We start from the raw sequence: 20081 nt of genomic DNA on the forward strand, positions 1-20081 counted from the left end.
CGTTGAGTTTTCAACCAATTGAACATACCCCAAATCCGGGGGGCTCTCATTCGGGAAAGCGTGGAAGCGACGTTGTCAACCCGCTGCGGAGAAGTGGTCCAGCCTGGCACCGGCCTGCTGGTAGACGCGATAGCGCACACGCCCCGCCTTAACGCCGTCGGCCTCCCGGCCGATGACTTCGAGTATGCGCTCGAACTCGAAGGCCGCCTCGGGCATCTCGTCCGCAAGGTTGAGGAGCAGGCCGCGATGCGGCAGGCGTGCCGCATCGTCGACCAGCAGCACCTCGCCGGGCACGGCCGGCGAGACGCCGTCCCAGCGCCGGTGCGGGATGAACTCGGCGGCCTCGAAGCTCCACAGCAGGCCGTCCAACCGCGCTGCCTGGGCCGGGGGCACGCGCACGCCCACCGGCTTGCCGGCAGCCAGCGCGCGCCGCACCAGCCGGCAGGCGAAATGCAGCGGGTCGGCCGCGTCGCTGTAGAAGCTGACCTGCAGGGCCACGGCCTTACTTGGCCTGGCTGAGCACGAAGTGGGTCAGCAGGCCCACCGGCCGGCCCGTGGCGCCCTTGGCGGCGCCGCCCTTCCAGGCGGTGCCGGCGATGTCGAGGTGGCCCCAGCGGTACTTGCCGGCAAAGCGCTGCAGGAACTTGGCCGCCGTGATGGAGCCGCCCGCCCGGCCGGCGATGTTGGCCACGTCGGCGAAGTTGCTCTTCAGGCCTTCGGCGTAGTCGTCGTCCAGGGGCATGCGCCAGCAGGGGTCCAGGGCCGCATCGCCGGCGGCCGTCAGCGCGCCGGCGAGTTCGTCGTCGCTGGCATACATGCCGCTGCGCACGCCGCCCAGGGCGATGACGCAGGCGCCGGTCAGCGTCGCCACGTCGACCACGGCCGCGGGCTTGAAGCGCTCGGCATAGGTCAGCGCGTCGCAGAGGATGAGGCGGCCCTCGGCATCGGTATTCAGGATCTCGATGGTCTGGCCCGACATCGACGTGACCACATCGCCCGGCTTGACGGCCCGGCCGCTGGGCATGTTCTCGCAGGCCGCGACGATCACGACGAGGTTGAGCCTGGGCTTCAACTCGGCCACCGCGCGCAGCGTGCCGATGACGCTGGCAGCGCCGCCCATATCGAACTTCATCTCGTCCATCTCGGCACCGGGCTTGAGCGAGATGCCGCCGGTGTCGAAGGTGATGCCCTTGCCCACCAGCACCACGGGCGCCACGGTCTTGGGGGCGCCGTCGTAGCGGGCCACGATGAAGCGCAGCGGCTCGTCCGAGCCCTGGGCCACGGCCAGGAAGCTGCCCATGCCGAGCTTCTCGACCGCCTTGCGGTCCAGCACCTCGACCTTGAGGCCATGGGTCTTGCCGAGTTGCTGCACGACCTGGCCGAGATAGGTCGGCGTGGCATGGTTGGCCGGCCGGTTGGCGCACTCGCGCGCCAGCTCGACGCCGGCGGCGATGGCCTGGCCGCGCGCCAGGCCGGCCTTGGCGGCCTTGAGATCGGCCTTGCCCACGAGCAGGCTGACCTTGGCCAGCTTGGGCGCCGCGGGGGCGCTCGGCTTGGTGTGGCGGTAGACATAGACGGCATCCGTCGCGGCCAGCGCGGCCTGCTCGGCCAGCGACTCCGCGAGCGCGGCTTCGAAGCCCGCGAACGCGACGGCCGCACTGACCGCGCCCCGCGACTTGACCTGGGCCAGGCCGGCGGCCAGGGCCGCACGCGCGGCGGCCAGCGTCGTCTTGCCGCTGGCCACGAGCACCAGGCGCGGCGCCTTCACGCCCTCTGCCTGCACCAGGGTCAACGCCTGGCCGGCCTTGAGATCGAAATCGCCGAGCTTGACGGCGGCCTGCGCGTGCCGCGCGACGGCGGCGTCCAGCCCCTTGGGCAGGGCCTCGCCACCAATCACCACGATCAGGGCGTCAGCCCCCGCGCCCGCAAGGCCGTCCAGCTCTGCGGTTTGAATCTTGAAGTCCATAATGACTGGAAGTAGATAGAGTGATTTGATGTTATTCGATTCATCGACGCGGTCCGAGCTGGCACGCAGTTTCGGCGTCACGCTGGTGGTCATCCTCACCATCGTGCTCACGTCCATCCTGATCCGCACGCTGGGCCAGGCGGCGGGGGGCAATGTGGCGCCGCAGGACGTCGTCTTGCTGATGGGCTATGCCTCCATCTCCCATCTGGCCACGATGCTGATCCTGTCGCTGTTCGTGGCCGTCGTCGCCACCCTCGGCCGGATCTACCGCGAATCCGAGATGACGATCTGGTTCGCCAGCGGCGTGCCGCTGGCGCGCTTCGTGCGGCCGGTGCTGCGCACGGCCTGGCCGATCCTGCTGGCGGTGGTGGCACTGATGCTCTTCGTCTGGCCCTGGGGCAACCAGAACAGCGCCGAGCTGCGCGACCGTTACCAGAAGCGCGGCGACCTCTCGCGCGTGGCACCAGGCCAGTTCCAGACCTCGCGCGACGGCAGCCGCGTCTTCTTCATCGAGCGCGACGGCGACGACGCCACCGTCGGCCGCAACGTCTTCATCCTCGCCAACCAGAACGACCGCGAATCGGTCACCACGTCGGCGCGAGGCCGCATCGAGATCGAGGGCGACGACCGCTTCCTCGTGCTGGACCACGGCCAGCGCAACGAGACCCAGCTCAAGACCGGCGAGAAGAGCCTGGCGCGCTTCGAGCGCTACCAGGTCATGACGGACGCGCCGGTGGCGAGCAACGCCAGCCAATTGCCGCCCAAGGCCATGGCCACGCTCGACCTGTTGCGCGCCCCGACGGCCAAGAACCAGGGCGAGCTGGCCTGGCGCTTCGGCATGATCCTCGGCGGCATCAACATGGCGCTGCTGGGCATCGGCCTGTCGGCCAGCAACCCGCGCCGCGCCAGCAACTGGAACCTGCTGTTCGCACTGCTGGCCTTCATCGTCTACTTCAACCTCATCAACCTGTCGCAGAACTGGGTGGGCAACGGCCGGGTCGGCCTGCCCCGCGCCCTCGTCGGCCTGCACGGCGGCGCGCTGCTGCTGGCCCTGGCGGCCATCTGGCTGCGCGACAACGGCAACCGCTTCTGCCTGCGCCGGCGCGCCAAGGAGACCGCCGCATGAGGACCGTGCGCCGCCTGCTCTACAAGGACATCGTCGGCTCCATCGTCCTCGTGACCCTGGCCTTCCTGTCGCTGTTCTTCTTCTTCGACTTCGTCGACGAGCTCGAACGCATGTCGCGCGTCGGGGCGGGTGCGGGCAAGGCGGCCCTGCTCGCGGCCATGCAGACGCCGGGGCGCTTCTACGAGCTCTTCCCCATCGCCGTGCTGATCGGCGCCATCCTCGCCCTGGCCCGGCTGGCGCAGAGCAGCGAGTTCACCATCCTGCGCACCGGCGGGCTCGGGCCGGCGCGGGCCCTGTCCCTGCTCGCGGGCCTCGCCGCCGTGTTCGCCGTGCTGACCTTCGCGGTCGGCGACTACGTCGCGCCCCAGGTCGAGCGCAAGAGCGACGACATGCGCGCCCGCTTCAGCCACGACGCCAGCACGGACAACCGCGGCGCCTGGCTCAAGGACCACCGCAAGGTCGACGGCCAGGAGCGCAGCTATTCGGTCAAGGTCGGTCGCGTCGGCGGCGGCGGCGAGCTGCAAGACGTGCACATCTACGAGTTCGACCCCGAGGGCCGGCTGATCTCACGCACCCAGGCCGGCAAGGTCGACGTCGACGCCCAGGGCGTGTGGCACCTGCAGTCGGTGCGCCGCACGATCTGGAACCCCGGCGCCGCCGCCGAAGCCAACCCGGTCGGGGACGTCGTCGTCAGCGAGCAGCAGTTCGACAAGTTCGACTGGCAGAGTTCGCTGCACGCCGGCGTCATCGCCGCGGCGGTGCTGCCGGCGATGTCGATGTCCACGCTCGAGCTCTACCGCTACACCAAGCACCTGTCGGCGCAGGAGCAGTCGGCGCAGGCCCACAACATCCAGTTCTGGCGCAAGGCCTTCTATCCGTTCGCCTGCTTCGTCATGGTGGCGCTGGCCCTGCCCTTCGCCTACCTCCACGGCCGCTCGGGCGGCATCAGCATCAAGGTCTTCGGCGGCATCATGCTGGGCATCAGCTTCGTGCTGTTGAACAACGTCGCCGGCCACCTCGGCCTGCTCAAGAACTGGACACCCTGGGTGGTGGCCGCCACGCCCAGCCTGCTCTACCTGGGCCTGTCGATGGCGGCCTTCACCTGGCTGGTGCGTTATCGATGACCGAGGGGCTGCTCTTGTTTGCCCACGGGGCGCGCGACCCGGCCTGGGCACGCCCCTTCGAGGCCGTCGCCGAGCGGCTGCGCGCCGCGCGGCCCGGCACGCCCGTGGCGCTGGCCTATCTCGAGTTCATGTCGCCCGGCATGGAGGAGGCCGCGGCGCAGCTCGCCGCCGGGGGCTGCACCCGCGTGCACGTGCTGCCCCTGTTCCTCGGCACCGGCGGCCATGTGCGCCGCGACGTGCCCCTCCTCCTGGACCGCCTGCGCGCCCGGCACGGCGACGCCGTCGAATGGCTGCTGCACGCCCCGCTCGGCGAGCACGACGCCGTTCTCCAGGCCATGTGTGACGCCTGCCTCAGCAAGCTCGAATGAACCTCCACCAATTCCGTTTCGTCCAGGAAGCCGCCCGCCGCAACCTCAACCTCACCGAGACGGCCAAGGCCCTGTTCACCTCGCAGCCGGGCGTGTCCAAGGCCATCCTCGAGCTGGAGGAGGAGCTGGGCGTGGACATCTTCTCGCGCCACGGCAAGCGGCTGCGCCGCATCACCGAGCCGGGCCAGCAGGTGCTGGCCTGCATCGAGATCATCATGCGCGAGGTGGCCAACCTGAAGCGCATCGGCGAGGAATACTCGCGCCAGGACAGCGGCACCTTCTCCATCGCCACGACGCACACGCAGGCGCGCTACGTGCTGCCTGCACCGGTGGCGCAACTGCGCAAGCAGCTGCCGCAGCTGCGCATCAGCCTGCACCAGGGCAGCCCCGACCAGGTCGCCCGCATGCTCATCGACGAAACGGCCGACCTGGGTTTGGCCACCGAGTCGCTGGCTCAGTATCCCGAGCTGGTCACCCTGCCCTGCTACGAGTGGCAGCACGTGATGGTGGTGCCGCGCGACCATCCGCTGGCGGGCGTCGAGCGCGTCAGCCTGGAGCAGTTGGCGGCACAGCCCCTGGTGTCCTACCACCCGAGCTTCACCGGCCGCACCCGCATCGACAAGGCCTTCGCCTCGCGTCATCTCACACCCAATGTCGTGCTGGAGGCCATCGACTCGGACGTCATCAAGACCTATGTGCGCCTCGGCATGGGCGTGGGCATCGTCGCCGAGATGGCCATGCGCGAGGAGCCACCGACGAGCGACCTTGTCGCGCGCCCCCTGGGCACGCTGCTCGGCAGCAACGTCACGCGCATCGCCTTCAAGCGCGGCGCCTACCTGCGCAACTACGTCTACGCCTTCGCCGAGCTGCTGTCGGACCGGCTCAGCCGCAAGCTCATCGAGAAGGCCATGACCGGCGAGGCCGACGACTTCAGCCTGTGACGCGGTGGACTAGGGCCTGTTCACACTACGGCAGGGGTCGCGTTGCGACCAAAAGGCCCGCGAGCAAGGCGCGAAACGAAGCTTGGGTAGGCCCCAAGCGAGGCTTCGCAACGCCGCGCGCGGGCCTTTTGGTCACAACCCGAAGGGAAGGCCATCCCCCAGGGGCCACTCGGCGTTGCACCGCTTGCCCGCATATCAATGCGGGCGGCGCGCTGCGCCTTGATTGGCCCCTGGGGGATGGCCTTCGCGACCCCTGCCGTAGTGTGAACAGGCCCTAGAACTGCGAATCGAGCGGCAGCATCAGGTCCACGCCGTCGCTGCGCAGGCCAGCCTCGTAGAGGTCGCGCGCCACGCCATAGAGCGTCAGCAGGTCGCGGTAGGACGGCAGCTCGAAGCTGGGCACGCCGGGGCCGCCGCCCTGCGCCAGCAAGGTCTGCAGAAGCTGCATCGCCGCAGCCGGGTCGGCCCATGCGACCTGGATGTGGGCGATGACGCTGGTGCAGGCATCGAGCGTCCGGCCCTGGGAGAGGCTGTGCTCCCACGCCGGCACCGGCAACCTGAACCGCTGCGCGAACTGCCGGGCCAGTTCGGCGAAGGCCTCGGGCTCGCCGCGCTGCTGGCACAGCTCCATCAGCATCAGGTGAGGCATGGGGCTGCCCGCGCCCTGCCTGATCCGCGTCGCGAGCAGTTCGGCCGCGGCCTCGTGCTGGCCGAGCAGCAGCAGGAAGTCGAGCTGCTGCTGCAGGTCGAGCAGTTCGTCGGCCACGGCCAGCTCCTGCGACAGCACAGGCGCGGCGGCGGCCTGGACCGGCAGCGGCTGCGTGGCCATCATGGCCGGGTCGGGCGTGGAGGCGCCTCGGGCCGGCACCGGCACGGGCGGCATGGCAGGCGGCGGAGGCGGCCATGCCATCGGCCGGGGCTGGGGGCGCGTGGCGGTGTGCTGGCCCTCGTCGGGCAACGGATAAGCCGTGCCGGCCTGGACCGACGGCGCCATGCCGGGCGACGCGGGCGTGGGCGGCGGCGCCACGGCGGCGCCTTCGGCCGTCGCCTCCAGGGCCCGCCAGTAGGCGGTCTCGCGGCGGGACCGCTGGTCCATCCAGCGGCCGGCGCGGAAGGCCGCCGTGCCCGCCACCAGGCCCAGGCCCAGGGTCAACAACCACGTCCAGGGGTCGCGGTAGGCCGCGACATGCGGGCTGGGCACCGTTGCCGCTACGACGGGCGCGGTGGGTACGGAAGCAGGAGGCGTGGCGGCGACGGCCGCCGAGGCCGGCATGGAGGCCGCCGCCGAGGCCGCCTGCCGCGCCTCCAGCTCGGCCTTGAGCTGGGCGACGGTCTGCTCCAGCTGGCTGATCTGGGCTTCGAGCTCGGGCGTCAGCTCCATCTCGGGGGCGCTGGCGGCGGCCGGCCGCTGCGGCGCCTGGCTGACGAGCACCTCCGGCCGTTCCAGCACCAGCCGCGGACCGCTGGCCTGCGGCCTCGTGCGCCGCGGCGGACGCGGCCGCGGCGCGGCGGGCGCCTCCGCCACGGCCCTCGGCGGCTCGGCGGGCACGGCGGCGGCGGGCATCGGTGCCGGCGCCGGAGCCGGCTGCGCAGCCGCAGGCGCGGCGGCCGAAGCCGGGGGGTCGACGAAGGCATTGAACTCGCGCGTCAGGCGCACCGGGCAGCCCAGGGCCAGCGTGATGCGCAGTGCGGGCTCTTCGACGGGAACGACACTGCGCAGCCGGATGCGTCGGTCGCCAGGCTCGCCCTCGACGCGCAGCTGCAGCAGGCCGGCCGGCACGCGCGCGTCGCCTGCCATGACCTCGGCGCGCAGGCAGCCGTCGCTGAGTGCTTCGCCATCGGCCAGCGTCAGCGGCAGGCTGACGTCCAGCGGTTTGCCAAGGGCCGACTGCACCTGCGGCCGGCCCACACCCAGGGCCTGGGCGCCTTGGGGCGCCAGGCCGAGCAGCAGTGCCAAGGCGGGAGTGAGAGCACCCAGCAACGACGGGCGCGGGGCCGTGAAGGGCATTGGCTGCAGGCGGCTAGCGATGCGGTTGAACGAAGGGTTGAAACAGCGCGGGCACTCTAGCATGGGCACCCTGACGCCATCCCGACGCCGGCACCGCGGGGGCCACGGGGCGCCCGCCTCCACGCGTCACAATGTCAGGCAGCCATGAACGCACTCAGCCTCACTCCCGCCGAACGCCAGCAGATCGACCAAGGCGCCTGGTTCTCCAGGCTGTCCGAGGCGCTGCGCAACGACATCCTGCAACGCGCCTACGTCAGGCGCCTGGCCGACGAGACCATGCTGTCCCACCGCGGCGAGCCCGCCGAGGAATGGTGCGGCGTCGCCAAGGGCGCCGTGCGCGTCAGCTCCGTCTCGCTGGCCGGCAAGCAGATCTCCCTGACCTATGTCGAGCCCGGCACCTGGTTCGGCGACATCGCCCTGTTCGATGGCCTGCCCCGCACCCACGACGCCTACGCCCATGGCGACACCACGCTGCTGTGCGTGCGCAAGGCCGACTTCCGCGCCTTGCTGCAGGCCCACTCCGAGCTCTACGACGCCCTGCTGCGCCTGAACTGCCGGCGCCTGCGCCTCATGTTCGACATGATCGAGGACCTCAACACCCGCCCCCTGGCCGCCCGGCTGGCCAAGCAGGTGCTGCTGCTGGCGCGGTCCTACGGCGTGCAGGAAGGCGACGAGATCCGCATCGGCCTGCAGCTGGCCCAGGAAGACCTGGCCCAGTTGCTCGGCGCCTCGCGCCAGCGCGTCAACCAGGAGCTCAAGACCTTCGAGCGCGAGGGCGCCGTGCGCGTCGAGCCGACCCGGCTCGTCGTGCTGAGCCGCGAAAAGCTCCTGGCCGCAGCGGCTCGTTGAAGCCCCTCGCCCAGTCCGGCGTCGCTGAACGCGCGCTGACTGGTCGGTCCCCCGTGGGGACGGCGATGCTTGCGGCATCCAGCCGCAAGCACATCGCCACCGGGCCGGCTTGGGGCGGCCCGGCGCTCGGCCCGGCATTGCATGACACTGGCGGGACAGGCTGGCGAGCACTGCACTTGCACAATCCCCGGATGGAAGCATTCACCGGCACCCGTCCCCTCGCCCAGCCCCTGGACACCGCGGCCCTCGAGGCCTGGCTGCACGCGCACGTCGATGGCTTCGCCGGGCCGCTGTCCATCGAGCAGTTCAAGGGCGGCCAGTCCAACCCCACCTACCTGCTGACGACGCCGGGCGCGCGCTACGTGATGCGCAGCAAGCCCGGCCCCGTGGCCAAGCTGCTGCCCTCGGCCCACGCCATCGAGCGCGAGTTCCAGGTCATGCGCGCCCTGGCCGGCAGCGACGTGCCGGTGCCCGCCATGCTGGCCCTGTGCGAGGACGAATCCGTCATCGGCCGCGCCTTCTACGTCATGGAGTTCATGCCCGGCCGCGTGCTGTGGGACCAGAGCCTGCCCGGCATGGCCAATGCCGAGCGGGCGGCGCTCTACGACGAGATGAACCGCGTCATCGCCGCCCTCCACCAGGTCGACTTCAAGGCCGTCGGACTGGAGCACTACGGCAAGCCGGGCAACTACTTCGAGCGCCAGATCGGCCGCTGGAGCAAGCAGTACCTCGCCTCCATCACCGAGCCCAACCCGGCGATGGACGCGCTGCTGCAATGGCTGCCCGCCCACATCCCGGCCTCGGCGCGGGACGAGGCCGAGGTCGCCATCGTCCATGGCGACTACCGCATGGACAACGTCGTCTTCCACCCGACGGAGCCGCGCATCATCGCCGTGCTGGACTGGGAGCTGTCCACCCTCGGCCATCCGCTGGCCGACTTCAGCTACCACTGCATGAGCTGGCACATCCGTACCTCGGGCGCCGCGCGCGGCCTGGGCGGCAAGAACCTCGCCGAGCTCGGCATCCCGAGCGAGCGCGAGTACGTGCAGCGTTATTGCGAGCGCACCGGCCGGGCCGACGTCGACGCCGTCATGGCCGACTGGAACTTCTACATGGCCTACAACATGTTCCGCATCGCGGCCATCGTGCAGGGCATCGCCAAGCGCGTCGTCGACGGCACCGCCTCCAGCGCCCAGGCCCGCGAGACGGCGGCCAGCGCCCGGCCGCTGTCCGAGCTGGCCTGGAGCTTCGCCCAGAAGGCCTGAGGGCCTGAGGACTGAGCGCCCGCCTTCAGCTCGCGTCGCCGGGGCGCGTCGAGTGCGTCCAGGCGATGGACGTCGTCGTGGGCCACGCCCCCGCCTCCGAGAGCCGGCCACTGATGCGCTGGGCCTCGCGGGCCGCGCACTCGAGCAGCCGCACGAAGGCCTGCAGCCGGGAGAGGTCGGGCTCGGTCATCTCGGTGCGCAGGTAGAGGTTGCCGCGCATGCACATCAGCACGAAGGGATGGCCGTCGGGCAGCAGGTCCTGGCTGGCCTGCACCAGGGCTTCGCCGAGTTCGCCCTCGACCCACGCCCCCGTCAGCTCCTTGGTCACGCCGACCAGGCCGTAACGCTGGCGCAGCAGCTGCGAGCCGGCGCCGTTGAACTTCGGGAACATGACCAGCCAGCGCATCTCCTCCGGCGTGTCGGTGTCGATGCGGGTCTTGAGCGTGTCGGTGTAGGCCTCGAAGACGGCGCGCTCGAGGTTCTCCATCAGGGTACGGCACAGCACCATCAGTTGCAGGTCGTGGTGCAGGCCCATCTCGCAGCGCATGCGCAGCTCCGTGCCCGGCAGGTAGCTGCGCTGGGACACGCCCCATTCGATGCGCAACGGCCCCGGCTGTGCCTTGGGCTGCTCGATCAGGAAGCCCTGGCCGTCGCGCGTCTGGTTGAATGCGGCGCCGCGCGCCTCGGCCCAGTCCTGGATGGGCCGCCAGCGCGCAGCGTTGGCGCGCGTCACCAGCCAGTGCTTGACTTGCTTTACCACCATGAGTCGTGAGAAGTCTGAGAATGGGGCCGCTTGCCAGGGTTCACCTGGAGCGCACCGGACGGAGGCGACGAATGATCGAAGTGTATTCATGGCCCACCCCCAACGGGCACAAGGTGCACATCATGCTGGAGGAGTGCGGCCTCGCCTACCGGGTCCATCCCGTGGATATCGGCGCCGGCGAACAGTTCTCGCCTGCCTTCCTCGCGATCAGCCCGAACAACAAGATCCCCGCCATCACCGACCCCGACGGCCCCGACGGCCAGCCGATCTCGCTGTTCGAGAGCGGCGCCATCCTCCTCTATCTCGCCGGCAAGACCGGCCGCCTGCTGCCTGCCGACGTGCGCGGCAAGTACGAGGTGCTGCAGTGGCTGATGTTCCAGATGGGCGGCGTCGGCCCCATGCTCGGCCAGGCCCACCACTTCCGCATCTACGCCCCCGAGAAGATCGACTACGCCGTCGAGCGCTACACCAACGAGGCCCGGCGGCTGTACGGCGTCATCAACAAGCGCCTGGCGCATTCCACCTACCTCGGCGGCCACGAGTACAGCATCGCCGACATCGCCGTCTTCCCCTGGCTGCGCTCCTGGAAGAACCAGGGCGTGCAGATGGCCGACTACCCGCACCTGAAGGGCTGGTTCGACGAGATCGCCAAGCGCCCGGCCGTGCAGCGCGGCCTGGAGGTGCTGGCCGGCGCGCGCAGGCCGCTCACTGACGACAAGGCCCGCGAGGCCCTGTTCGGCCAGCGCCAGCTCGAGCAGCGCTGAGCCTCAGTAGCCGTAGGTCCGGCCGCCGTCCTCGATGTTGTTCTCGATGGTGGTGGTGAGCTTGCCGAGGATCTTGCCCTTCTTCGTCCACTCGCCGCTGCTGTCCTTCTCCAGCTCCCAGGCCTGGCACTTGAAGCCCGAGGTCAGCATGCCCAGGGCCTTGAGCGACAGCATCTCCGCCTGCTCGTTCTTCGTCAGGTCGCGCCCCTTGGCCTTCTGCGAGGCCTGCTTGGCCTTGAGTTCGGCCAGGCGCGGGTTGGCGCCGCGCGGCGGCTGGCCCAGGGCCGTCACCTTGTAATAGATGACCTTGCCCTTGGCCTTGTTGACCTCGTCCTTGATGGTGCTCTCGACGTCGGCCTTGTGCTTGTTGTTGGCACGCTTGGTGATGGGCGTGAGGTTGAAGCGCAGGCCCGGTCCGCCCAGGTTGTGGTTGAGCAGGTGGCCCTGCACGTAGTGCGAGCCGCGCACCGACTTGCCCTTGCCCGCGCCCAGGTCGGCCAGACGGTCCCAGATCGGCGCGTTGTCGCCGGGCGGGTTGCCGGGTGGGTGCTTGTGGCTGAGCACCACCGCTTCGGCATGGATGCCGCCGCCCTGCCCGTCGGTGCCGCCGTAGGTGATGACGGAAGCCGGCTTGTCCTCGTCCTTGTTCAGGATCTCGATCTGCGCGGCCAGCTCGTTGAACCACTGCTCGACGTTCTGCGCGTGCACGGCGGCGTCGCCGCCGTGCGGCTTGCCGGCCTCGATCTTGGCGGCCAGGCCCGAGGCCGTGGCATGCGCCGCCTTCAGTGCCGGCGCCGCGGCCTTGGCCGGCTTGTTGCGCGCCAGATAGGTGGACCAGGGCACGCCGGGCGAACTGGCCACCAGCACCCGCGTGCTGGCCTCGCTGCCCTCGGTGTAGAGCGTCAGCCGCTTGCCCTCGACGTTGATGGCCTTGCGGTGCCGCCACCACTGCACCACCTTGGCCGCGCCGGCCTTGAGCTTGCCGAAGAGCTTCTTGACCACGCCGACGATCTTGCCGATGACCTTGTCGATGGCCGCGTCCACCTTGGCCTGCACCTTCTGGATGAAGCCGCGGATCTTGTCGCTGATGCCTGACAGGCCAAGCAGCCGCGCCAGGAAGCCGATGACCACCGGAACGGCCGCCGCCAGCGACTTCTCGATCCAGGCAATGGCCCCGCCGATGGCGCCGGTCGCGATGGCATGGACCGAATTGATGACGGCCTCGACCAAGGCCATGATCTGCTGCGCCTTCTCGATGACGAACATGACGACGTTGTAGATGGCGATGATGGCCTGCACGATGGCGCCGGCCGGGTTGAACATCGAGACGATCTTGGTCACCGCCTGCTTCACCACCGTCTCGATCAGCCAGTCCTGGATGGCGCCGATGACCATGTCCTTGAGGCTGGACAGGTCGTCCTTGACCTTCTCCCACAGCGCCGCCACGCCGCCCTGGAAGAGTGCCTGCACGTACTCGGCGAGCTTCTCGATGACGGTCACCGCCGTCTCGCCGATGAGCTTGACGGCCTTGGCCCGCAGCTTGGGATAGGTGATGCCCAGCACGTCCAGCACCAGCTTGAACACCGACATCAGGCTCAGGTCGCTGGGCAGCGTGATGCCCGCCGCGGCGAGCGAGCCCAGCAGCCACTTGAAGAAGCCCGCCTTCAGGTGGGTCCAGATGTTGCCGATGAAGGCGTTGAAGCCCCCCTTCACCGCCGCCAGCAGGTTGCCGAGGAAGCCGATGGGGTCGTCCAGGATGAGCTGGATGGTCTCCATGCCCTTCTTCAGCAGGCCCAGCAGCTTGGACTTGAACTCCATCAGCGCCTTGACGATCTCGCCGAGCTTTTCGAGGAAGCCGGCCACCAGGCCCTTGTTCTCCTCCTGCATCTGCTTGAGCGCCTCGTCGGCCTTGTCGAAGGCCTCCTTGTACTTCTGCGCCAGACCCTGGGCGATCTCGTTCTTTTTGCTCTCGATGCCGGCTTCCAGCTCCTTGAAGCGGTCGGTCACGGCGCTCTCGGCCGCTTTGCCCGCGGCCTGAAGCTGGGCGGGCAGCGAGGCCACGTAGGCCCGGATCTCGGCCTGGCCCGCCGCGACGTCGGCCTTGGCCTCGGCCAGGCGCCTTTCCACCAGGGCCGCCACGCGGTCGATCAGCGCGTCCATGGCCTTGGTGAAGAGCGCCCGGCCCTGTGCATAGAACACGTTGACCTCGTCCGGCAGGCCCAGGGCCGCATCGCGCAGCCAGCGCGCCAGGCCCACCAGCGGAATGCTCAGGTAGCGGCGCAGCTTGTAGTCGAAGAGCTTGTCGTCGACGAAGCGCTTCATCTGCGCGATGGCCGCCTCCACGCCGGGGTCGAAGAGTGCCCCCACCTCGGCGTCCAGCCCGCCGAGCCTGGCCTCGACGCGCGCCTTGGTGCGGGCGTAGATGCCTTCGATGTTGGCGGCGACCTTGGCGCGCTCGGCCTCCTCCTTGGCGGCCTGCTGCTGCTGGCGGCTCAGCACCTTGGCCTGGCCGGCGCCCCGGCGGCCGGCCATCAGCAGCGCACCGTTGCGCGCCGAGCTGGCGGCCTTCGCCCCGGCCCCGGCCAGCACCGCGCCTTCCTTGGCCCGGAACTGGGCCGGCGCGCGGTCGGCTTGGCTCGCGACCTTGCCCTTGGCCTCGGCCACGGCCGAGAAACGCGGGTCGTTGGCCCGGGCCAGGCTCTCGGGCTTGACCTTCTCGTCCTTGAGGGCCTGGTCGGTGTCCTTCTTGGTCTCCTGCAGCGAGGCCTCCTGGGCCGTGGCTGGCAGCGGCATGGCCTTGTCGCCGGCGATGGGTGGCGCGGCGGCCGGCGCCTCCGCGGGCAGGGGCGTGCTCGGCTGCTCGGGCACGGCGCCGGGGTTGGGCGCCTGCTTCACCGCCTGGTCGGCGGGCCCGGTGGCGGCGTCCTTCTGCCGGGCCACGCCGCCGCTGGCCGCCTCCTTCATCTGGCCCTGGGCGCCGCCCTCCATGAACTTCTCGGTGTCGCCCAGTGTCTTGGGCATGGCCTTGTCGATCTCGGCGCGCAGCAGGGCCTTGAAGGAGGCAGGCTGCGGCTTGGGCGCGGGCGCCTCCTTGACGGCATCGACGACCTTGGCCTTGGCGCCGGCGAGGCGTTCGTTGGCGGGGGGCTTGGCGGACTTGCTGGCCTCCTTGATCTTCCGGGCGGCGGGGGGATGCTGCTTCAGCTTCTGCGACGCGGCCTTGGCCTGCTCCGTGACGGCGACGAAGCGGGGGTCGCTCTTGGGTTTGGCGACGCGGGGGGCGAAGGTGCGGGGGGCGAGCATGGTCAGGCCTTCAGGGCGTCAGGGCGCCGGCTTGCCCTTGCATCGAGCCAGTTGGACTCCACGCTTTTCGGTTGCTTTTGCATCGAGCCTTTGCAACTCGGTGCACCGCCGCGGGAATCCGCCCCGCGAGGGCGGGTAACTTTCTTCTGTCGGCGCCAGAAGAAAGTCACCAAAGAAGAGGCGCTCCAAACCCAGCGCCTTGATGCGTTGAACGGCGAGAAGCGCCCCGAGGCGACCCGCTTCGCTCTCGCCGCTGTCCCTATCCAGGACATCACAGATCGTGCCTTCACGCCGGTTAACGCCGGCTGCACGCCGGGCTCACCAATGAAGGCACCCCATGCGCCGACGCGCCGCCCGAGCGGCGCTTGGTTTTCCACTCGTGAGCACGGCGTGCAGCCGCGCGTTAGGCGGCCATGCGACGCGATGGATGGTGCTCGGGATAAGGACAGCAGCGAGAGCGAAGCGGGTCGCTTGTAGCCCGGCCTGAGCTTCAAGCGCGCCGGGGCGATCGCTTTAGAGCGCCTCTCTTTTGGTGACTTTTCTCTGGCGCGACAGAGAAAAGTTACCCGCCCGCCGGGGCGGACTCCCGGCTCGGTGCACCGAGTCGAAAGGCTCCATGCAAAAGCACCCCGACCACCAACGCACCGAGCCAAAAGGCCCTCGGCACGAGCAACCAACAACACAGCGCACCGCGCCCCCATCACAACCCCTTCAACGGACACAACCCCCCACCCCGCCTGTACTCCCTCTGCAACGCCTCGAACACCAGTTCCGCGTCCACACCCCGCCCCCGCGCCAACGCCGCCGACACCGCGTCCAGCACCACATTCCTCACCTGCCCGCCCGCCAGCGTGCAGGCCTCCGCCACCGCCGCCAGCTGCGCTTCGCTCAAGGCATGGTCGGCCGGCAGATGGGCCTGCCACAGGCGCAGGCGCTCCGCCACCTCCGGCGCGCGGAAGGGGATGACGAAATCGAAGCGCCGCATGAAGGCCCGGTCGATGCGCGCCTGCGCGTTCGTCGTCACCAGCACCAGCCCCTGGTGGCTCTCCAGCCGCTGCAGCAGGAAGTTGGTCTCCAGGTTGGCGTAGCGGTCGTTGCTGGAGCCCACCTCCGTGCGCGGCGCCAGCAGCGCGTCGCCTTCGTCCAGCAGCAGCATCACGTCCAGCGCCTGAGCCGCCGACAGCAGGCGATGCAGGTTGCGCTCCGTCTCGCCGATGTACTTGCTCACCACGGCCGACAGGTCCAGCCGGTACAGCGGCAGGCCCAACTCGCGCGCCAGCACCTGGGCCGCCAGCGTCTTGCCCGTGCCCGAAGGCCCCGCCAGCAGGGCCCGCACGCCCGCATTCAGCCGGGCCGCAAAGGCCGCCGGCAGCACCCCGCGCAGCCGGTCGCGCTGCTGGCAGCGCGCGGCCAGCGCGGCCAGGTCGCGGCTGAGGACCTCGTCCAGCACCAGGGCCTGCGGCGGCGCCTGCTCCGGGTCCAGCCGCTGGGCCAAGCGGGCCAGCCCCGCCGCGCCACCGGCCAGCGCCGCCTCGCGCAGCGCGGCCTCGTCGGCACCGGCCGCACTGTTCAGCGCCCGGTGCAGGTGACCGCAGGCCAGGTGCAGCCGCGCCGCCAGGCCCGCAGCATCGGGCAGGCCGGGCCGCAGCCGTTCGATCAGCGCCAGCCGCAGCCCATGGTCGGGCAGCGGCAGGGTGAGCACGAGCGCGTCGGCCGGCAGGCCTTCGAGGCCGTCCTCCTCGGCCGCGACGATGGCGGGCGCTTCGGCCAGCACCGGCAGGCGCAGCGCCTCGCCGGGCGCGGCCTCCACGCGCAGCAGCGTCAGGGCGCCGCACAGTGCCGCCAGGGCGCCCAGCGTCGGCGGCGGGGCGCTGCCGGCCTCCAGCCGGCAGGCCAGCACCGGCCGGCCCCACTCGCGCGCCAGCGCCGCCACCAGGCTGCCGCGGCCGTTGTGCTCGGGGCCGCGCACCAGCAGCGCCTGCCCCGGGCGCCAGCCGGCCAGGCGCTCGCGGGCGGCCTCGGGCAGCACCAGCTCGTCCAGGGCTGGCGCCGCCTCCAAAGGCTGCAGGCGCAGGCCCGGTGCCGGCTCGGCGAAGGGCTCGCCGCGCAAGGCCGCCCAGCAGGCCTCGTCCACCTCGAAGCGCTGCGCCGCCCGCGGCTGCCCCGGCGATTCGGGCCTGAGCACGCCCGCCTGCAGCAAGGCCCGCAGCGCCGGCCTCAGGCCCTGGCCCGGCAGGCTGCCGAAGCTGCGCTGCAGCCAGGCCGGGCCGGGTTGGGCACCCTCCTCGCCCAGGGCCTGGTTGAGGGCCTCGAACAGCAGGCCGAAGCGCCGGTCCTCCTCGACGAGGCCGTGCACCAGCCACAGCGCCACCGCCTGCTCCGGCCAGTCGCGCGCCAGGGCCGACAGGCCGGGGTGGCGGGGCGGCTCGTCCCCCAGGGCCTCGAAGGCCGAGGCATAGCCCAGAGCGAAGCCGAAACGCTCCACCAGCTCCGCCTCGCCCAGCAGTTCCTGCGCATCGCTCACCACCCGCCAGGCCGCCGCCAGCAGCAGGGCCTGCAAGGCCGTCGCGGCCTCGGGCCAGAGATCGGGAGGGGCTTCTGCGCGCATAGCGGTGTCAGCCGACGAAGCGGAAACGCAGCGTGAGGCCGGCACTCGGCAGCCAGCCGGGATCGCGGTCCAGCCCGGCCAGGCGCCAGGCGAGGTCATGGGCGGCGAGGTCGAACTCGGCCACCCACTCCGCCTCGCTCAACCACAGGCGCGCCGGCCGCGGCAGCACCAGGGCAGCCCGCCAGGCCGAGGCGCGCAGGCCCAGGCGCCGGCACAGGCGCCGCCGCAGCGTGCGGGCATAACCAGCCAACCAGGCGGGCCAGAGGCCGGCCGGAACGCCCGGCGCCGCCGGCATGACCCCGGGCGCCGTCCAGCCGGCACAGGCGGCTGCCAGCACGCCCGGCAGCGGGTCGTCGGCCGGCAGCCGCCAGGCGCGGGCCAGGGCCGCCAGCAAGGCCCACAGCGGCACTGGCAGGCCGGGGTCGGCCGGGCGGGTGAAGTCGGGGTAAAGGCCGTCCTCCAGCAGCGCATTGACGATGAAGAGCAGCGGCGCCTGCCGGCTGGCCAGCGCCTGCGGCCAGGGCCAGGCCATGGCGGCATCGGCCACGAGGAGACCAGGCCCGGGCGATGGGCTTGGCGGGGCCGGGGCCGCAACGCCGAGGCCGGGTTCCACGAGGCGGCCCGAGGCCGGCTCGTTGACGGCGCCAGGCACGGCCATGGGCCGCGTGGATGGCAAGGCGGCCGGGGACTGGAGGCGGGCCGTGGCGGCCACTGAGGGCTCGGCCGCCGCGGCCGGAAGTACGGCGACTGGCGCCTCCCCAGCTTCGCCGGCCACCTGCCGAGGCGTGGGCGACCCGGGGTCCGGCGGAGCCGGCGCGGCCACGGCCGGCGACTCGGGCGGGCGCCACGGCCCGCTGTCGACGGCAGCGGCAGGGCGCCGCCCGGGCGCTGCGGCCCCGGCGCCGGAAGGGGCCGGGCCGTCCGTGCGCAGCGCTGTCGAAGTGCGCGGCGTCGCGACATCGACGCGGCGCTGCGCAGCGGTGCCGGCCCGAGGCTTGCCGCTCGACGGTGGCGCTCGCAGTGCGTTGTCGGCAGCCGGGGCCGAAGGCGCGGCCGGTGCTTGTGCCTGACGGACCGTGCCCACGGCAAGGTCCGCCCTCGGACCCGCGCCTGTGGCCGGCTCCGGGACCGCAGCGGTGGGCGCCACTGCCGAAAGCGAGGGCGCCCCGGCCTCGCGCGAGGCGTGCTGCGGCAGCATCCACGGCGACACCGGCAGCACCTGCCCCGCCGGCTTCACCTGCCCACTGCGCATCAGCAGCCGCACCGCCGCGGCCTGGGCCTGAGGCCGCGCGGCCCAGGCCTGCTGCCATCGGGGCCAGGCCCGGCCCAGCAGGCCGCGCCACCACCAGCGGTCCAACTGCCCGGCCTGAGCGGCCAGCGCCAGGCAGGCCAGCATCTCGGCCGCGTCCGCGAACAGCACGGCCGGCGCCGTCTCGGGCACCGGCCCGAGCGCGGGCCGCGCGGCCTGCATCCAGGCCGCTTCCAGCTGCTCGCGTCCACGGGCGATCCAGTCGCGCCGGCCGGCCGCCGCGGGCAGGCGCCGCAGCGCCGCCTCGGGAGCCTGCAGCTGCAGGCGGCGCAGCCACAGCAGGGCCTGGGGCGGCAGGCCGGGTGGCAGGGCGTCCTCCAGGTCGGCGGCCAACGCCTGCAAGGCCAGGCGCGCCGCCACGGGCTCGGCCGAGGCCGGCGTGCGCGCGCTGAGCTTGCGGATGGCGAGCCCGGCCATGGCCCTAACGCCGCTTGCGATCGGGCGCCTGCGTCAGCGCCGAGGCCGCCACCGACAGCTCGTCCTTGCTCGGCCGGCCCTCGCCGCGGCGGCCGGCGTTGAGGATGCGCGCCGCCGCGGAGGCGACGCGCGCCGACGTCCTTTCTCCCGGCCCGCCGCCCGGCAGGCGCCCGTCGGCGTCTTCCAGGGCGGTGGCCCGCAGCAGCAGCCGTTCCGGGTGGCCTTCGAGCTGGGCCAGGTGCAGCCGGGCGGCGCCGCGGCGCAGCGGCACGTCCTGCCAGCCGTCCAGCAGCGCGCGCGCGAACTGCGTGCGGTTGAGCAGTTCGGGCGCCGCCGGCAGGCCGCCGATCAACTTGCGGAACTGAGCCAGCCCGGCCGCCGTCAGCGGCAGCGTGGGCGGCAGCCAGGCGAAGGCGGCGCCTGTGGCCCGGGCCTCCATCAGCTCGGCGGTGAACTGGGCCGCGAAGGCCTGCATCTCCACGGCCCAGGACTCGGGCCAGGCCGCATCGCCCGCGCCGCCGGGCGGCACGGCCAGGCGGCGGCGGGCGCTGTCGGTGTCCAGCCACAGCGGCGTGGCGGCAGCGTCAATCTGCAGCAGGGCCAGGGGCAGCTCGTCGGCGCCCAGGCCCGGCGCCGCGGCGCCGCCGCCGATGCGCTGGCGCAGCCACCAGCCCACCCGCGCACCCTCGGGCACGGCGCCCAGGCCCCAGCCGGGCGACAGCAGCGCCACGGCCAGTTCGTTGCGCACCGACGCGGCCGACAGCCCGGCCGGCGGCTGCACCTCCACGAGGCGCGCACGCACGGCCGGCTGCTCGGTGCGGCGGTTGCAGGCCCCGACCTCGCCGAGCAGCGTCGCCGCCCGCCCCTGCCCGGCCCAGGCGGGCGTCAGCGTCAGCAGGTAGAGCCCCGCCAGCGGCTGGCCCTCGGCCAGGCCCGCCGCGCAGTTGCCGAAGCCGCTGAACGAGGCGCCGCGGCCGGCGCTGCTGAGGTCGAGGTCGAGGTTGCCGATGTCGATGACGGCGCCCGAGGGCGTGACGCCCAGGCCCGCCGCGATGTGCAGCAGGCTGCCCGTGCCGGCCGTCACCGTCAGGCCCTCGGCCACGCCGCAGCCGATGAGCCGCGCCAGCCGGCGCTCGGCGCCGTCGCGCGCGGCCTGTTCGCGGCTCAGGTCCTCGGCGCTGAGCAGGCGACCGTTGAAGAAGAAGCTGCGCGGCTCGCCATCGACGGCCACGACCTGGTTCAGGCGCGCGTTCAGCACGGTGGCCATGGC

General features: G+C 71.8%; 15 protein-coding genes. 7 read left to right on the forward strand and 8 right to left on the reverse strand.

All coding sequences use genetic code 11. From position 1 onward, the window contains the following. Positions 1-75: 75 nt before the first annotated feature. Together LXT12_RS05555 and LXT12_RS05560 are read right to left on the reverse strand one after the other, a co-directional pair. Positions 76-498: a DNA polymerase III subunit chi gene (locus LXT12_RS05555; protein WP_233390267.1), complete on the reverse strand. Its 423-nt coding sequence runs from the start codon at positions 496-498 to the stop codon at positions 76-78. 4 nt (positions 499-502) lie between these two features. Then, on the reverse strand, positions 503-1966 hold the full coding sequence (locus LXT12_RS05560; protein WP_233390269.1) for a leucyl aminopeptidase: 1464 nt from the start codon (positions 1964-1966) through the stop codon (positions 503-505). Positions 1967-1994: 28 nt separating this feature from the next. Between LXT12_RS05560 and lptF the strand changes: the two genes are divergently transcribed. Genes lptF through LXT12_RS05580 form a run of 4 tightly spaced genes read left to right on the forward strand, consistent with a single transcriptional unit; the run spans position 1995 to position 5525 of the window. Further along, on the forward strand, positions 1995-3092 hold the full coding sequence (gene lptF, locus LXT12_RS05565; RefSeq protein ID WP_233390270.1) for an LPS export ABC transporter permease LptF: 1098 nt from the start codon (positions 1995-1997) through the stop codon (positions 3090-3092). After that, a complete protein-coding gene (lptG, locus tag LXT12_RS05570) occupies positions 3089-4216 on the forward strand; it encodes an LPS export ABC transporter permease LptG (RefSeq protein ID WP_233390272.1) in 1128 nt (375 codons plus the stop codon). The genes lptF and lptG overlap by 4 nt, the downstream gene beginning before the upstream one ends. Next, positions 4213-4584 (forward strand): sirohydrochlorin chelatase, encoded by a 372-nt coding sequence (locus LXT12_RS05575; RefSeq protein WP_233390274.1) that lies wholly within the window; start codon positions 4213-4215, stop codon positions 4582-4584. The genes lptG and LXT12_RS05575 overlap by 4 nt, the downstream gene beginning before the upstream one ends. Further along, positions 4581-5525: a CysB family HTH-type transcriptional regulator gene (locus LXT12_RS05580; protein WP_233390277.1), complete on the forward strand. Its 945-nt coding sequence runs from the start codon at positions 4581-4583 to the stop codon at positions 5523-5525. Before LXT12_RS05575 ends, LXT12_RS05580 begins: the two co-directional genes overlap by 4 nt. A gap of 274 nt (positions 5526-5799) precedes the next feature. Here LXT12_RS05580 and LXT12_RS05585 read toward each other — a convergent pair whose 3' ends face one another. Next, positions 5800-7482 carry a type IV pilus assembly protein FimV gene (locus LXT12_RS05585; RefSeq protein ID WP_233390278.1) on the reverse strand — a complete coding sequence of 561 codons (1683 nt, stop codon included), beginning with the start codon at positions 7480-7482 and terminating at the stop codon, positions 5800-5802. A 195-nt stretch (positions 7483-7677) separates the two neighbouring features. On the opposite strand from LXT12_RS05585, the gene LXT12_RS05590 reads away from it, so the two are divergent. Both LXT12_RS05590 and LXT12_RS05595 read left to right on the forward strand, forming a co-directional pair. Further along, complete coding sequence (locus tag LXT12_RS05590; protein ID WP_233390281.1) at positions 7678-8382, forward strand: Crp/Fnr family transcriptional regulator; 705 nt, start codon at positions 7678-7680, stop codon at positions 8380-8382. 191 nt (positions 8383-8573) lie between these two features. Beyond that, the gene (locus LXT12_RS05595) at positions 8574-9647 is read left to right on the forward strand and encodes a phosphotransferase (protein ID WP_233390283.1); all 1074 of its coding nucleotides are present in this window, start codon (positions 8574-8576) and stop codon (positions 9645-9647) included. Positions 9648-9672: 25 nt separating this feature from the next. On the opposite strand, the gene LXT12_RS05600 is transcribed toward LXT12_RS05595, so the two are convergent. Continuing rightward, a complete protein-coding gene (locus LXT12_RS05600; protein WP_233390285.1) occupies positions 9673-10410 on the reverse strand; it encodes a hypothetical protein in 738 nt (245 codons plus the stop codon). Between the two features lie 71 nt (positions 10411-10481). Here LXT12_RS05600 and LXT12_RS05605 point away from each other — a divergent pair, with 71 nt between their 5' ends. Next, positions 10482-11174, forward strand: coding sequence for a glutathione binding-like protein (locus LXT12_RS05605; RefSeq protein WP_233390287.1), 693 nt, complete (start codon positions 10482-10484; stop codon positions 11172-11174). Positions 11175-11177: 3 nt separating this feature from the next. Here LXT12_RS05605 and LXT12_RS05610 read toward each other — a convergent pair whose 3' ends face one another. The 4 genes from LXT12_RS05610 to LXT12_RS05625 form a co-directional block, all read right to left on the reverse strand. Continuing rightward, the gene (locus LXT12_RS05610; protein ID WP_233390289.1) at positions 11178-14477 is read right to left on the reverse strand and encodes a phage tail protein; all 3300 of its coding nucleotides are present in this window, start codon (positions 14475-14477) and stop codon (positions 11178-11180) included. Positions 14478-15177: 700 nt separating this feature from the next. Then, complete coding sequence (locus LXT12_RS05615) at positions 15178-17085, reverse strand: ATP-binding protein (protein ID WP_233390291.1); 1908 nt, start codon at positions 17083-17085, stop codon at positions 15178-15180. A 7-nt stretch (positions 17086-17092) separates the two neighbouring features. Continuing rightward, positions 17093-18811, reverse strand: coding sequence for a hypothetical protein (locus tag LXT12_RS05620; protein WP_233390293.1), 1719 nt, complete (start codon positions 18809-18811; stop codon positions 17093-17095). A 4-nt stretch (positions 18812-18815) separates the two neighbouring features. Further along, a complete protein-coding gene (locus LXT12_RS05625) occupies positions 18816-20078 on the reverse strand; it encodes a hypothetical protein (protein ID WP_233390295.1) in 1263 nt (420 codons plus the stop codon). Positions 20079-20081 lie beyond the last annotated feature (3 nt).

Origin of the sequence: Pelomonas caseinilytica (assembly GCF_021353235.1) — a bacterium.
GTDB lineage: Bacteria > Pseudomonadota > Gammaproteobacteria > Burkholderiales > Burkholderiaceae_C > Pelomonas > Pelomonas caseinilytica.

Coding starts and splice junctions, on each gene's coding strand:
- LXT12_RS05560 (WP_233390269.1), bottom strand. CDS start 1,966: ATGGACTTCAAGATTCAAACCGCAGAGCTGGACGGCCTTGCGGGCGCG.
- lptF (WP_233390270.1), top strand. CDS start 1,995: ATGTTATTCGATTCATCGACGCGGTCCGAGCTGGCACGCAGTTTCGGC.
- lptG (WP_233390272.1), top strand. CDS start 3,089: ATGAGGACCGTGCGCCGCCTGCTCTACAAGGACATCGTCGGCTCCATC.
- LXT12_RS05575 (WP_233390274.1), top strand. CDS start 4,213: ATGACCGAGGGGCTGCTCTTGTTTGCCCACGGGGCGCGCGACCCGGCC.
- LXT12_RS05580 (WP_233390277.1), top strand. CDS start 4,581: ATGAACCTCCACCAATTCCGTTTCGTCCAGGAAGCCGCCCGCCGCAAC.
- LXT12_RS05590 (WP_233390281.1), top strand. CDS start 7,678: ATGAACGCACTCAGCCTCACTCCCGCCGAACGCCAGCAGATCGACCAA.
- LXT12_RS05595 (WP_233390283.1), top strand. CDS start 8,574: ATGGAAGCATTCACCGGCACCCGTCCCCTCGCCCAGCCCCTGGACACC.
- LXT12_RS05600 (WP_233390285.1), bottom strand. CDS start 10,410: ATGGTGGTAAAGCAAGTCAAGCACTGGCTGGTGACGCGCGCCAACGCT.
- LXT12_RS05605 (WP_233390287.1), top strand. CDS start 10,482: ATGATCGAAGTGTATTCATGGCCCACCCCCAACGGGCACAAGGTGCAC.
- LXT12_RS05610 (WP_233390289.1), bottom strand. CDS start 14,477: ATGCTCGCCCCCCGCACCTTCGCCCCCCGCGTCGCCAAACCCAAGAGC.
- LXT12_RS05615 (WP_233390291.1), bottom strand. CDS start 17,085: ATGCGCGCAGAAGCCCCTCCCGATCTCTGGCCCGAGGCCGCGACGGCC.
- LXT12_RS05620 (WP_233390293.1), bottom strand. CDS start 18,811: ATGGCCGGGCTCGCCATCCGCAAGCTCAGCGCGCGCACGCCGGCCTCG.
- LXT12_RS05625 (WP_233390295.1), bottom strand. CDS start 20,078: ATGGCCACCGTGCTGAACGCGCGCCTGAACCAGGTCGTGGCCGTCGAT.